The organism is Rhodanobacter sp. T12-5 (genome assembly GCF_008329435.1).
In the GTDB taxonomy this organism is placed as follows: Bacteria; Pseudomonadota; Gammaproteobacteria; order Xanthomonadales; family Rhodanobacteraceae; genus Rhodanobacter.
In genome coordinates, this window is record NZ_NPKN01000005.1 from 231,375 (window position 1) to 245,719 (window position 14,345).

The 14,345-nt window shown below is 66.1% G+C and carries 11 protein-coding genes; 3 read left to right on the top strand and 8 right to left on the bottom strand.

What is annotated here, in order from left to right; genetic code table 11:
* Positions 1-58: 58 nt before the first annotated feature.
* From prmA to cutA, 7 genes are all read right to left on the bottom strand, one after another.
* Positions 59-1,009 (bottom strand): 50S ribosomal protein L11 methyltransferase, encoded by a 951-nt coding sequence (gene prmA / locus CIW53_RS12135; RefSeq protein WP_149364981.1) that lies wholly within the window; start codon positions 1,007-1,009, stop codon positions 59-61.
* Positions 1,010-1,151: 142 nt separating this feature from the next.
* A complete protein-coding gene (gene accC / locus CIW53_RS12140; protein WP_149364982.1) occupies positions 1,152-2,522 on the bottom strand; it encodes an acetyl-CoA carboxylase biotin carboxylase subunit in 1,371 nt (456 codons plus the stop codon).
* Positions 2,523-2,532: 10 nt separating this feature from the next.
* A complete protein-coding gene (gene accB / locus CIW53_RS12145; RefSeq protein ID WP_149364983.1) occupies positions 2,533-2,988 on the bottom strand; it encodes an acetyl-CoA carboxylase biotin carboxyl carrier protein in 456 nt (151 codons plus the stop codon).
* 72 nt (positions 2,989-3,060) lie between these two features.
* Positions 3,061-3,519, bottom strand: coding sequence for a type II 3-dehydroquinate dehydratase (gene aroQ, locus CIW53_RS12150; protein ID WP_149364984.1), 459 nt, complete (start codon positions 3,517-3,519; stop codon positions 3,061-3,063).
* A gap of 142 nt (positions 3,520-3,661) precedes the next feature.
* Positions 3,662-4,210: a TlpA disulfide reductase family protein gene (locus CIW53_RS12155; protein WP_242451879.1), complete on the bottom strand. Its 549-nt coding sequence runs from the start codon at positions 4,208-4,210 to the stop codon at positions 3,662-3,664.
* The gene (locus tag CIW53_RS12160) at positions 4,207-6,402 is read right to left on the bottom strand and encodes a protein-disulfide reductase DsbD (RefSeq protein ID WP_149364985.1); all 2,196 of its coding nucleotides are present in this window, start codon (positions 6,400-6,402) and stop codon (positions 4,207-4,209) included. Before CIW53_RS12160 ends, CIW53_RS12155 begins: the two co-directional genes overlap by 4 nt.
* Positions 6,403-6,472: 70 nt before the next feature.
* Positions 6,473-6,796, bottom strand: a complete 324-nt coding sequence (cutA, locus tag CIW53_RS12165; RefSeq protein ID WP_149364986.1) for a divalent-cation tolerance protein CutA — start codon at positions 6,794-6,796, stop codon at positions 6,473-6,475.
* Between the two features lie 317 nt (positions 6,797-7,113).
* On the opposite strand from cutA, the gene CIW53_RS12170 reads away from it, so the two are divergent.
* Together CIW53_RS12170 and groL are read left to right on the top strand one after the other, a co-directional pair.
* Complete coding sequence (locus CIW53_RS12170) at positions 7,114-7,407, top strand: co-chaperone GroES (RefSeq protein WP_007806603.1); 294 nt, start codon at positions 7,114-7,116, stop codon at positions 7,405-7,407.
* Between the two features lie 130 nt (positions 7,408-7,537).
* Positions 7,538-9,190, top strand: a complete 1,653-nt coding sequence (gene groL, locus CIW53_RS12175) for a chaperonin GroEL (protein ID WP_149364987.1) — start codon at positions 7,538-7,540, stop codon at positions 9,188-9,190.
* Positions 9,191-9,339: 149 nt separating this feature from the next.
* Here the strand turns inward: groL and CIW53_RS12180 are convergent, their stop codons facing one another.
* Entirely contained in the window at positions 9,340-11,235 is a 1,896-nt protein-coding gene (locus tag CIW53_RS12180) for an LTA synthase family protein (protein ID WP_149364988.1), read from the bottom strand.
* Positions 11,236-11,435: 200 nt separating this feature from the next.
* Here CIW53_RS12180 and glnE point away from each other — a divergent pair, with 200 nt between their 5' ends.
* Positions 11,436-14,291, top strand: a complete 2,856-nt coding sequence (gene glnE, locus CIW53_RS12185; protein ID WP_149364989.1) for a bifunctional [glutamate--ammonia ligase]-adenylyl-L-tyrosine phosphorylase/[glutamate--ammonia-ligase] adenylyltransferase — start codon at positions 11,436-11,438, stop codon at positions 14,289-14,291.
* Positions 14,292-14,345: the final 54 nt, after the last annotated feature.

Genomic DNA, 14,345 nt, shown 5'->3' on the forward strand with positions numbered 1-14,345 from the left:
CCTGTCTGTCGGATTGACCATTCGCGCCGGCAACACGAGGGTTTCACGAACAGGAAAATCAGCCGCGGCGGCGACCGCTGATGCGCACCCAGTCCTCGCGGGTCTCCACGCGCAGCTCGTCGAACCATTCGGTGTAGCGCTGCAGCAATTCGTCCTGCTGACCGGCGAGGATGCCGGAGATCGCGAACGGTGCGCCGGGTTTCGCGGCGGCGGCGAAAGTGGGTGCGAGCTCGCCGAGCGGGCCGGCGAGAATGTTGGCGATGAAGACGTCGGCTGCTCCTGCGCATCCTGCGCCCGCAGCACTAGCGCATCCATGCGCGTCGGCTTCTTCGGCGACGACGTCTTCGGGCAGAAACAGCGCGAGGCGATCGGCCACGTCGTTGCGTTCGGCGTTGTCGGCCGACGCGATGAGTGCCTGCGGGTCGTTGTCGACGCCGATGGCGCTGGCCGCGCCGAGCTTCAGTGCAGCGATCGCCAGGATGCCGGAGCCACAGCCGTAGTCGGTGATCGTCTTCCCGGCTAGGTCGAGTCCGTCCAGCCATTGCAGGCACAGCGCCGTGGTCGGATGGGTGCCGCTGCCGAAGGCGAGGCCGGGATCGAGGCGCACCACCACGAGGTCATCGTCGGCCGGCGGTTCGATGTTCCACGGGTAGATCCACAGCCGCTTGCCGAATGGCATCGGCTTGAACTGATCCATCCAGACGCGCTCCCAATCCTGGTCGGCGACGTCGTTGAAGCGCAGTTGATCGGGTTCCAGCCACGGCAGCAACTCACCCAGTGCGGCGCTGAGGCCGCGGCGGTCGGCGTGCTCATCGAACAACGCGTTGAGCGTGATCGTCGGCCACAGCGGCAACTCGCCCACGCCCGGCTCGAAGATCGCCTGCTCGTCCGCAGTCTCCGCATCGGCGTCCTGCAACGTGATCGACAGCGCACCGAGATCGTCCAGCGCTTCCTCCGCGCCGGGTTGCTGTTCGATGCGGACGATCAGGGAAAGTTCGAGGAAAGGCATGGGAGAAGTGAGTGGGCAGGAGTGAGTAGAGAGAGAGGGGCAGGAAACGTGGCGAGTGTGCCGAGGGCGAAGGAGAGAGACCGGGTTTTTTGACAGGCGGGCCGGAGCTGTCCGCTGTCTCTCACTTCTCGCTCCTCCCCACTCACTCCTCGCTCTTCGCCTTGTGTTCCTTCTGCTCGGCCATCCGCTTTTCGAGGTAGTGGATGTTCTGCCCGCCATGCTGAAAACCGACATCGGCCATGATTTTCTGCTGCAGCGGGATATTGCACTTGACGCCTTCGATCACCGTCTCGGCCAGCGCCAGTTGCATGCGCGCGATCGCGGTGGCTCGGTCGGGGCCGTGCACGATCAGCTTGCCGATCATCGAGTCGTAGTTCGGCGGGATGCGATAGCCGTCGTACAGGTGTGTGTCGACGCGCACGCCGGGGCCGCCCGGTGCCTCGAAACGCTTCACCGTACCCGGGCTGGGCATGAAGGTTTCCGGGTCCTCGGCGTTGATGCGGCACTCGATCGCGTGGCCGCGGATCGCGATGTCTTCCTGCCGGATCGACAGCTTCTCGCCGCCGGCGATCAGCAACTGCTCGCGGACCAGGTCGACCCCGGTGATCAGCTCGGTCACCGGATGCTCGACCTGGATGCGGGTGTTCATCTCGATGAAGTAGAAGCGGCCGTTCTCGAACAGGAACTCGAACGTGCCGGCACCGCGGTAGCCGATGCGGATGCAGGCATCCACGCAGACCTTGCCGATCTGGGCGCGCAGCTCCGGCGTGATGCCCGGCGCAGGAGCCTCTTCGACCACTTTCTGGTGGCGGCGCTGCATCGAGCAATCGCGTTCGCCCAGGTGGATCGCATTGCCCTGGCCGTCGGCCAGCACCTGGATTTCCACGTGGCGCGGGTTCTCCAGGAATTTCTCCATGTAGACCACGTCGTTGCCGAAGGCCGCCTTGGCCTCCTGCTTGGTCATCACGATGGAATTGCCCAGGTGCGCCTCGGTGCGCACCACGCGCATGCCGCGGCCGCCGCCGCCGCCGGCGGCCTTGATGATCACCGGGTAGCCGATCTCGCGGGCGATCTTGATGTTGGTATCGACATCCTCGCCCAGCGGGCCGCCGGAACCTGGCACGCACGGCACGCCGGCGGCCTTCATCGCGCGGATCGCCTCGACCTTGTCGCCCATCAGGCGGATCACCTCGGCGGTCGGGCCGATGAAGATGAAGCCGGATTGTTCGACTTGTTCGGCGAAATCGGCGCGCTCGGACAGGAAGCCGTAGCCCGGATGGATCGCCTGGGCGTCGGTAATTTCCGCCGCCGCGATGATCCGCGGGATGTTGAGGTAGCTGTCGACCGACGGTCCCGGGCCGATGCAGATCGACTCGTCGGCCAGGCCGACGTGCTTCAGGTTGCGGTCCACGGTGGAGTGCACCGCCACCGTCTTGATGCCCAGACTGTGGCAGGCGCGCAATACGCGCAGCGCGATTTCGCCGCGATTGGCGATGACGACCTTCTCGAGCATCCGGGCGGCCTCAGGCAATCACGAACATGGGTTCGTCGAATTCCACCGGCTGGCCGTTCTCGACCAGGATGGCCTGGACGGTGCCGGCCACGTCGGCTTCGATCTGGTTGAACATCTTCATCGCCTCGATGATGCCCAGCGTCTCGCCGGCCTTGACCTGCTGGCCGATCTTGACGAAGGCCGGCGTGCCCGGCGTGGCCGAGGCATAGAAGGTGCCGACCATCGGCGCCTTCACCACATGGCCGGCGGGCAGTGCGCTGGCGGCTGGCGCTTCCACGGCGGCTACTGGCGCGGCAGCGATCGGCGCGGGGGCAGCGGCCACGGCAACAGGTGCGGCCGCGACTGGCGCGGCGTTCTTCGGCACGCGCGACAGGCGGACGACTTCTTCGCCTTCCTTGATTTCGAGTTCGGCGAGGTTGGATTCCTCGAGCAAGTCGATCAGCTTCTTGATTTTGCGCAAATCCATCGGATCAGCCTTTGTCAGTCATGCCACCGAGGTGGCTGGAAATAAACGGATGGGCAGGCACCATGGCCTGGTTCACGCGGTGCCGGGCACTGGCGCCTGCAGCCGCTGGAGCGCCGCGTCCAGCGCCAGCCGGTAGCTGTCGCCGCCAAAGCCGCAGATCACGCCGACCGCGAGGTCGGACAGGTACGAGTGGTGGCGGAACGGTTCGCGCGCGAAAACATTGGACAAATGCACCTCGATGAACGGGATCGCCACCGAAGCGAAGGCGTCGCGCAGCGCGATGCTGGTGTGGGTGTAGGCGCCGGCGTTGCACAGGATCATCGCCGTGCGGTCGTCGCGGCCCTGGTGGATGCGCCCGATCAGCTCATGCTCGGCATTGGACTGGAACCATACCAACTCATGCCCGGCGGCCTGCGCACGCTCGGCTAGCCCCTGGTTGATGTCGGTCAAGGTTTCGCGGCCGTAGATCTGCGGCTCGCGCGCACCCAGCAGATTGAGGTTGGGTCCATGCAGGACCAGGATCTTTGCCACCGAATCGTCCTGCGGCGTCCGGCAACTCCGGAACCGGACGCAGTGTGCGCGCAGCGGGCGATGTTGTCCAGTTCACTGCAGATCGGCGATGTTTGACGGAGAAGCCTTGCGTTCCGTGCGGAAGCGTATGTCGATCGGGCGGTCAGTGCCCGCCTTGCGCCGGTTTCAGCCACTGGTCGAGTCGGGAATCGTCGAGAGGCCCCTCATGGATTGCCGAAATGCGCCCATCAGCACCGATCAAGACGCTATATGGCAATACCTGGCCGACATCGCCGAGCTGCAATGACGTGTCTGGCGTCGTCATCCGGCCGATCAGGACGAGATAATGGACCGGATGTGCTGCCAAAAAGGCTCGAACATGCGCGGGATCGTCCATGGCAATACCGATCACGATCGGCGCACGTTCCCCGAATTTGTGCGATATCCGATCGAGCGCCGGCATCTCTTCGACGCACGGTGCGCACCAGCTGGCCCAGAAATTCAGTACGAGGCGGCGCCCCCGATAATCACTCAGCCGGTGCAGCTTTCCGTCGAGATCTGGCAGGTCGATGGCGGGCATGGGCTGGCCGACGAAGCTTGTCGACGCATGGTCGGAGACAGCCGGCTGGCCTCGACGCTCGGCATAGCCGCCTATGGCGGCCGCCAGCACCGCCAGGCCGAGAATCAGCCAGTTGCTCCGACCGAGCATCATTGAGCCGCTTCCGTCAGCGCTTGCTCGACCAGCGAGGAGGTCAGCACCGTCGAGAGTTGCCTGCCGGGGCCACCGTGCTTCGGAAACACGACATACAGCGGCACGCCAGGCGAGTGGTATTGCTGCAGAAACGCGCTGATGGTCGGGTTGACGTCGGTCCAGTCGCCTTTCATGTAGACCGCACCGGTGCGTTGGAGCAGATCGCGGAAATTCGGTGTGTCGAGCACGATGTGCTCGTTTGCCTTGCAGGTGACGCACCAGTCGGCGGTGATGTCGACGAAAATCGGCGTGTCCGCCGCCCGCAGTTCAGCCAGTTTTTCCGGGCTGTAGGCGACCACGCCCTCCTCGGCGATGGCGGCTTTCAAGGGCGGCGGCACGTGGGCCAGCAGGTACATCGGCACGGCCATGGCGATCGCCAGCACCGCCACCGCCATCTTGCTGGCCGCGCCGTGCGAGCGGCTGCGTTCGAACCACCACAGCATCATCGCCAGCAGCACCATCGCAACCAGGATCAGGCCGACCGCGTCGGCGCCGCGCTGGTTCGCCAGCACCCATACCAGCCATGCCGCAGTGAGGTACATCGGGAACGCCAGCACCTGTTTCAGCGTTTCCATCCAGCGTCCCGGCCGTGGCAGCAGGCGCGCCAGCGCGGGCACGAAGCCGACCGCCAGGAACGGCAGCGCCAGCCCGATGCCGAGCGCCAGGAACACCAGCAGCGCGGACAGCATCGGCGCGGCAAATGCATACGCCAGCGCGCTGCCCATGAACGGCGCGGTGCACGGGCTGGCCACCACCACCGCCAGTACGCCGGTGAAGAAATCGCCGGCGGGGCCGGAACGGGCGGCGAGGCTGGCACCGGTATTGCCCAGCGAGGCGCCGAACTGCACCACGCCGGACATCGACAGACCGACCGCCAACATCACGCAGGCCAGCAGACCGACCAGCAGCGGCTGCTGCAGTTGCGAGCCCCAGCCCAGCGCATGGCCGGCGCTGCGCAGAGCGAGAATGCCCAGCCCCAGTGCGGCGAAACTGCACACCACGCCGGCGGTATAGAACAAGGCATGGCGGCGCGCGGTGGCGCGGTTTTCGCCACTTTCCAGCACGCTGACCGCCTTGATCGACAGCACCGGCAGCACGCAGGGCATCAGGTTCAGTACCAGTCCGCCACCCAGCGCCAACAGCAGCGCAGCGACCAGGCTGAGCTGCAGCGGTACCGGACTGGCCGCTGGAGGCAGTTCCGGCGCGGTTCCGGTGGTCTGGCCAGTAGCGATGGTGCCGCTGCCGAGATCGAGGTTCACGCTGCGGGTCATCAGTGGATAACACAGACCATCGTCCTGGCAGCCCTGGAAGCTGGCCTCGACCGTCAGCTGCTTGCGGCCGGCGAGATCGCCTTCGACGGCGACCGGCAACTCGACCTGGTCGAAGTACACGGTGACGTCGCCGTAATGCTCGTCGTGGTGCGCGGTGCCGGCCGGCCATGCCGGCTTCAGGCCGAGGCCGGCGGCGTCTTCGAGTTTCAGCGTGGTCTGGTCGCGATACAGGTAATAGCCCGGCGGCATCGTCCAGCGCAGCAGCAACTGGTGCGGGCTCTGCGCCAGCGCTTCGAAGCGGAATGCCTGTTCGGCCGGCAGCGGCGCACCGGTCACGCCCGCGGTGGCAGCAGGCTTGTTGCTGCCGAGCCGGCTGAGTGCGGCGTCGAGCGAAACGGCGCCAGCAGCAGCTGCGCCGGTGCCGCCGCTCGGCAGTGGCAGATCGAGCTGTTCGGTATGCGGCGGATAGCAGATCTTCGGATCGACTTCGTGGCAACCCTGGTATTGCACGCTCAGCTTCAGCCGGGTGGTGCCGGCAGCCGCGGTGTACGGAATGCTGGCGTCGATGCCGTGGTGGTAGGTCTCCACGTCGCCGAGGTATTCGTCGTGGTGTTTCTCGCCGTCGGGCAATTGCGCTTCGCCCAGCGTGACGCCATCGGCGCCCTTGAACTTCATGCGGCCGCGGTAGAGGTAATAGTCCGGCGCGATCGTCCAGTGCAGTTTCAGCACGCCGGGCGTGGCGGCGTCCGCGCTCAGTTTGTACGCCTCGGTGACCGGCAGCAGGTCGTCCGTGCCCTGCGCGAACGCAGGCAACATGCCAAGCAGCAGACTCAGCCCGATCAGCAGGCGTACGGCCATCGGGCGGGCAAGCAACGAACGCATCACGACTCCGGGAACAGTGTGGCCCGCGCGCCGCGCGGGTGGACGGGCATTATGGCCCAGTCGCCGCGTCTCACCCTGCGGCGTTGGCACGCACCCAGTCCAGATAGGCGTCATGACCGTGCGTCACCGGCACCGCGATCAGTTCCGGCAGTTCGTAGGGGTGCAATTGCAACAGTCGCGCCTTCAGCGTGTCGAAGCGCCCGGCGGTGGTCTTGATCAGCAGCAACTCCTCGCTGTCGCTGGTCACCTCGCCTTGCCAGCGATAAGTTGAGCGGACGCCGGGCAGGTGGCTGACGCAGGCCGCCAGCCTCTCGCCGACCAGTGCCTCGGCGAGTGCCCGCGCGCTGGCGGCGTCGGGACAACAGCAATAGCAAAGCAAAACAGGCTCGGACATGCCGGCCAGCTTAGCGCGAAGCGGGTTTTCCCTTGGCATCTGGGGGGAGTGACTTCACTCGGGGCTTCGTGGATGGGCCAGGTCAAAAGCGTCGCGGCTGAGGCCGCACCCACCGAGGCGCTGCAGTTTGTCTCTGCGCCAGCCCTTGAAACCGGCCCTCGCCCACCCAATTAGCTGTTCGTTCCCGATTCAAAGAGCTTGCGGCGGGGTGCTGTATCCGTAAAATTGGCACTCACTTACCATGAGTGCTAACAAGCCTGTCGATCGGGCCTTGAAAGCCTTGTCCCACCTCAATCAAGTCAGTTGGAGAGTCATCCATGAGCACACTGCGTCCGTTGCACGACCGCGTCATCGTCAAGCGTCTCGAAGAAGAGCGCGTCTCTGCCGGTGGCATTGTCATCCCCGACAGCGCCACCGAAAAGCCGACCCGCGGCAAGGTCGTCGCCGCCGGCACCGGCCTGATCATGGCCGATGGCAAGGTGCGCCCGATGTCGCTGAAGGCCGGCGACGTGGTGCTGTTCGGCAAGTACGCCGGCCAGGAAATCAAGATCGACGGCGAAGAACTGGTCTTCCTGAAGGAAGACGACATCGTGGCGGTGATCGAAGGCTAAAAAGGCAGGAATGAGTGAAGAGGAGCGAGAAGTGAGTAGAGCGCGCCCGTCGCGATCACTCCACCTCGCTTTCTGCTTCGCTCTCTCTCGTTTCTCACTCCTCTCAACTCTTTTCTAAAGGTTTACGAAAATGGCAGCTAAAGAAGTACGTTTCGGCGAAGACGCCCGCGCTCGCATGCTGAAAGGCGTGAACACCCTGGCCAACGCGGTCAAGGTCACCCTCGGCCCGAAGGGCCGCAACGTCGTGCTCGAGAAGAGCTTCGGCGCGCCGACGATCACCAAGGACGGCGTGTCCGTCGCGAAAGAGATCGAACTGGCCGACAAGTACGAAAACCTCGGCGCGCAGATCGTCAAGGAAGCCGCTTCCAAGACCTCCGACGTCGCCGGTGACGGCACCACCACCGCCACCGTGCTGGCCCAGGCGTTCATCCAGGAAGGCCTCAAGGCGGTTGCCGCCGGCATCAACCCGATGGATCTGAAGCGCGGTATCGACAAGGCGGTGAGCGCTGCCGTCGGCGAGCTGAAGAAGTTCTCCAACCCGACCGCGAACGACAAGGAAATCGCCCAGGTCGGCACGATCTCGGCCAACTCCGACACCAACATCGGCGACATCATCGCCACCGCGATGAAGAAGGTCGGCAAGGAAGGCGTGATCACGGTCGAGGAAGGTTCGGGCCTCGAGAACGAGCTCGACGTCGTCGAGGGCATGCAGTTCGACCGCGGTTACCTGTCGCCGTACTTCATCAACAACCAGCAGTCGCAGCAGGTCGAGCTGGACGATCCGTACATCCTGATCCACGACAAGAAGGTCTCCAACGTCCGCGAGCTGCTGCCGGTGCTGGAAGCCGTCGCCAAGGCCGGCAAGCCGCTGCTGATCGTGGCCGAGGAAGTCGAGGGCGAGGCGCTGGCCACCCTGGTGGTCAACACCATCCGCGGCATCGTCAAGGTCGCCGCCGTCAAGGCGCCGGGCTTCGGTGACCGTCGCAAGGCGATCCTGGAAGACATCGCGGTGCTGACCAACGGCCAGGTCGTGTCCGAGGAAGTGGGCCTGTCGCTGGAGAAGACCACGATCAACGATCTGGGTCGCGCCAAGCGCATCGTCATCACCAAGGAAAACACCACGATCATCGACGGTGCCGGCGACGCGGAGAAGATCCAGTCGCGCATCGGCCAGATCAAGGCGCAGATCGAGGAGACCTCCTCCGACTACGACCGCGAGAAGCTGCAGGAGCGCGTGGCCAAGCTGGCCGGCGGCGTGGCGGTCATCAAGGTCGGTGCCGGCACCGAGATCGAGATGAAGGAAAAGAAGGCACGTGTGGAAGATGCATTGCACGCCACGCGCGCAGCCGTCGAAGAAGGCGTGGTCCCGGGCGGCGGCGTTGCGCTGATCCGCGCGCTGAAGGCGGTCGAAGGCCTGAAGGGCGACAACACCGACCAGGATCTGGGCATCGCGATCACCCGCCGCGCGCTGGAAGCGCCGCTGCGTGCAATCGTCGCCAACGCCGGCGAAGAGCCGTCCGTGATCCTCAACAAGGTCAAGGAAGGCACCGGCAACTTCGGCTACAACGCCGCCACCGGCGAGTTCGGTGACATGGTGGCGATGGGCATCCTGGATCCGACCAAGGTGACCCGCTCGGCCCTGCAGCACGCCGCGTCGGTCGCCGGCCTGGCGATCACCACCGAAGCGATCGTTGCCGAGTTGCCGAAGAAGGACGAAGGCCACAGCCATGGCGGCGGTGGCATGGGCGGCGGCATGGGTGGCATGGGCGGCATGGACTTCTAATCAAGAAGCCGCCATCCCAGACCGCGCTGCTCGTCAAGAGCCTGCGCAAAAAGAAACCCCGCCCTGGCGGGGTTTCTTTTTGCGGTCGGTCGGTGCCGCGCAGCTGGAAACCACCATCGAAACCGGACCGCTGTTCGCGCGTCGGGAACTCAATGGGCCGGCGCAGCGACCGCAGTGCCGGACGCCTGCAACGGCGGTCGATCGTCATGTGCGGCGGCGGCTGCCAGCGGCGCCGGCCACAACTTGTCCAGCTTGCCGTCCATGCGCAGTTGGTCGACGCTGGCCATGGCCTGGTCGAGTTTTTGCTGATCGCTGCCTTCGACCGGTGGCGGCGCGCCGGGAGCTTCGGTGAGTGCGGCCAGTTGCGGGCCGATCAATGCGGTCAGCGCGAAATACGGGTCGTCGTGGATGCCGACACGCGCCAGCAGCTTGCCGGGCAGCAGCCATGAGGCGGTGTCGACCTGGGCGCGTTTCCCGGGGTGCTTTGGATCGACCAGCAGCCACACGCCGGCCTGGCTCAGCATGTCGCCGCCGTCGACGAAACCGGTGATGTGGTAGCTGTTGCTCAGCGCGGGCAGGTGGTCGCCGTAGAACAGCACCACGCTGGGCCGTTCGCGCTGGGCGAGCAGTTTCACCAGCCGGCCGAGCTCGGCGTCGGCATGCTTGAGGTGGTAGAGATAGGTCTGCAGTTCCAGCTTGTCGCGACCGCTGATGCCATCCGGCACCGGGATCGCATCGCGCTCCGCGGCGTGGGCGGGCTCGACGTCGTACGGACCGTGCGCTTCGATGCTGATGGCGAAGATGAATTGCGGCGGCCCGCTGTCTTTCAGCTGGGTCATGATCTCGTCGGTCATCGCGCTGTCGGCCATGTACTTGCCGTCGTTCGGCGCGCCCGGCGGGAACGACGACTGCGACACGAAGCGGTCGAAGCCGATCGCCTTGAATGCGGTGGTGCGGTTCCAGAAGGCCGGGTCGTTGCCGTGCAGCGCCAGCGTGCTGTAGCCGTGCCGGCTGAGGGTGCGCACCAGTCCCGGCAGCGCCTTGTGGCTCATCTGCAGGTAGGGGAACTGCAGGTTGTCGAAGTAGCGCAGCGACAACCCGGTGAGTACCTCGAACTCGGTGCGGATGGTGCCGCCGCCGAAGGTGGGCACATGCAGTTTGCCGCTGGTGCCGTGCGCGGCGAGTCGGTGCAGGTTTGGCGTGAAGTGGCTGTGCTCGTAGCCGCGCATGATGGTGGGGTCGAAAAGCGACTCGCTCTGCACCACCACGATGTCCGGCAATTCGTCGCTGGCCATCGGGGCCTGCAGCGACTGCAGCAGGGCGGGCGCGGACTGCTCGATCAATTGTGTGGCGGCTTTGCGGTCAGGCTTGTGCTGGCCTTTTCCATATTGCAGATGAAACAGCATCAGCGAGCTGATCAGGCCGGAATGGATCGTGGTGGAAGTGGCCGACCACGGTTCCAGCCAGAGCACCTTGGCGTTGTAGATGCGACCCCATGCCGGCAGCCCGACCAGCATGCTGAGCAGGGCCGCGGCCAGCACGCTGCCGGCCAGCAGTCGCCGGCCACCGGTGCGGCGCTGAAACAGCGGCGGTTCCACCCGCCACGCAAGCGCGACCAGCGCCAGCGCGACCAGCAGGCCAAGGTACGGCCATGGACTGTGCGGCAGGTAACCGGACAGCAGATGCATGCCGCCGTTCTGCAACTGGCCGACGATGCGGAAGTCGTCCGGCAGCAAAGGCGTGCCCAGGTTGGCCACCTTCAGCTCGTCGGCACCGTAGATCAGCCCCTGCAGCAGAAACGCCAGTCCGAACGACAACAGCAGCCGTCGGCTCAGCGCCAGCAGCACACCGGCCAGCAGCAGGCCCGGCCAGGCGTTGGCCAGGGGAAACCGTGGCTGATCGAAGATCCGCGTCGGTGTCACGCCAACGCCGCCATCCAGCAGGCCGGTCAGCAACACGAACGCCAGCGCCAGCAACAGCACCAGCGCGACGCGTGAAACCGGACCGCGCCAACGGCCGGGCGGATTTGCGAAATTCAGGGGCATGCGGGTCCTGCAGTTGCTGTCATGGTGCGGACACTCAAATGTAATGGCGCTTGGATGAACCGCGCGTAGGCGGGAGAGCGGCGAGTTTCGGGCTTGCGTACCGGTTGTTCAACGCTCCGCCGCGCCGACGGTGCACCGGTGATTGCGGCAACGGATGCCGGCGGCTCGGCAGCTTGCCCGCACTGCGGCACAATGGCTCGATGCCTCTCCAAGAATCCCCCGCACTGCGTGCGTTGATCGATGATCGCTACGGCGACCTGGCTGCCCGTTGCCGCGCCGCCGGTGTGCCACTGCACGATGACGCCGGCGTCGCTGAACGGATCCGTCGCACCCTGCTGGCCAGCGATTTCGCGTTCGACGTGTGGTGCCGCCAGCCGCAGCTGCTGGCCCCGGCCGGGCTGGAGCGGTTGCGCTCCGGCAACGACGCCGGCAGCCGCATCGACGCGCTGAAGCTGCCCGAGGACGAGGCCGCCAGCATGGTTGCGTTGCGTCGCTTTCGGCACGCCGAGGCGTTGCGGCTGGTGTTTCGCGACGTCAATGGGCTGGACGAACTGCCCGAGACGCTGTCGGCCACCAGCGTGCTGTACGAGGGCTTGCTCGATGTGGCGCTGGCATGGTCCGAACGTGCGCTGGCTGCGCGTTACGGCCGCAGCCGTACCGCCGACGGTGCGTTGCAGCGGCTGCTCGTGATCGGCTTCGGCAAGCTCGGCGGCAGCGAGCTGAATTTCTCCTCCGACATCGATCTGGTGCTGGCGTATCCGCATGCCGGGCAAACCGATGGCGCGCGGCCACTGGACAACAGCGAGTATTTCATCCGGCTCGGCCGCCAGCTCGTGCGCTTGCTCAACGAGCCGACCATGGATGGCATCTGTGCGCGGGTCGACCTGCGCCTGCGTCCGTTCGGCAATGCCGGCCGCCTGGCGCTGTCGTTCGCCGCGATGGAGCAGTACTACCAGAGCGAGGGCCGCGACTGGGAGCGTTATGCCTGGATCAAGGCGCGTCCGGTGGCTGGCGACCGCGCCGCCGGCAAGCAACTGCAGGAATTGCTGCGCCCGTTCGTCTACCGCAAATACCTCGACTACACCGCGTTCGCCGGTTTGCGCGAGATGAAGGCGCTGATCGACGCAGAGGTCGCGCGCAAGGACCTGGCCGACAACCTCAAGCTCGGCCCCGGCGGCATCCGCGAGATCGAGTTCATCGTGCAGCTGACCCAGCTGATCCGCGGCGGCCGCGAACCGAGCCTGCGCGTGCGCGGCCTGCTGCCGGCGCTGACCGCTTGCGAGGCGCGCGGCCACATTGCCGCGGCGCGCGCGCGCATGTTGCGCGAAGCGTACGTGTTGTTGCGCCGGGTCGAAAATCGCGTGCAGATGCTGCGTGACGCGCAGACCCACGACATCCCCGACGATGCGCTCAGCCGCGAACGTCTCGCGCTGAGCCTGGACTACCCCGGCTGGGATGCGTTGAACGCCGCGCTGGCGAAGCACCGCGCCATCGTCAGCGAGGAATTCGCTGCGGTGCTGATGCCGCAAGGCGGCCGCGCGGCGAGCGTGCCGGCGGCGGACATGGTGTTGTGGCAGCGCGCCTGCGACGAATCGCTGGATGTGGCCACGCTGGAAGCCTCCGGCTTCGTGCCCGGCGTCGAGCTGGCCGATACGTTGTTGAAATTGCCGCAGGCCGCGGCGGTGCGTGCGATGTCCGCGCGCTCGCGCGAGCGGCTCGATCACCTGATGCCGCAATTGTTCGACGCGGCTCGTGCCACCGCTGCGCCGGTGGCCAGTTTGCTGCGCTTGTGCCGGCTGATGCAGGCGGTGGCGCGGCGCTCGTCCTACCTGGCCTTGCTGGAAGAACAGCCGGCGGCGCGGCGTCGGCTGGTGAGGCTGTTCGCCGACAGCGCGTTCCTGGCCGAGCGTGTCATCGCCCAGCCGCTGCTGCTGGACGACGTGCTCGACCCGCGCATCGACCAATTGCCGTTCAAGCGCGCCGACATCGCCGCGGAAATCGTCCGCGTGCTGGGCACGCTGGATGAGCGCGAGGCGGAAGCCGAGCTTGAACGGATCAACGAATTCAGGGCGTCCACCGCATTCCGGCTTGGACTGGCTTTCAACGATGGCCGTGCCGATGCGGTCGCCACCGCACGCCGGCTGGCCGCACTGGCGGAGTCGGTGGTCGGCGCCGTGCTGGCGCTGGCAGAGCGCGAATTGATCGCGCAGCATGGCCGGCTACCCGGCGAAGGGTCGGGCTTCTCCGTGCTCGGCTACGGCAGCCTTGGTGGCGAGGAACTCGGCTTTGCCTCGGATCTCGATCTGGTGTTCGTCTACGACGGTCGGCGCGCTGCGTTGATGAGCGACGGCCCGCGTCCGCTGGAAGGCGCTCGCTGGTATCAGCGACTGGCCCAGCGGGTAATGAACTGGCTGACCGTGCTGACCCGCGCCGGGCGCATGTACGAAGTCGACACGCGACTGCGCCCGGACGGCTCCAAAGGCCTGCTGGTCAGCAGCCTGGATGCTTTCGTCGCGTACCAGCAAAGCCGTGCATGGACGTGGGAGCATCAGGCGTTGCTGCGCGCCCGCCCGGTCGCCGGCGATGTGGCGCTCAATGGCCAGTTGGCAGCGGTCCGCCGCGAGGTCCTGACGGTGCCGCGCGAGCACGCCACGGTGCGGGCCGATGTCAGCAGCATGCGCCAGCGCTGGCGGGCCGAGCGCGACCGTTCCGACGAACGCCAGCTCGATCTCAAGCAAGGCCACGGAGGCCTGCTCGACATCGAATTCGCACTGCAGGGCATGGTGCTGGCGCATGCGGCAGGACGGCCGGAACTGCTGGGTGTCACATCCAACGCCGGCATGATCGAAGCATGCCGCGTCGCCGGATTGCTCGATCCCGATCAGGCGGCGACCCTGGGGACGGCGCATGCCATGCTGCTGCAGCGTGCGCTGGCCTGCACGCTCGACCTGCGCTCACGCATCGCCCCGCGCGACGCGGCACTGGAACAGTTGTGCGCCAGCGTGCGCGAAGTCACCGATGCACTCGGTTTCGCCTTCGACGCCGTTGCCGGCTGAAACGCCCGCCGCATCCGCGCGCTGAGGGGTGCGCAGGCGGGATTTTCATCGACA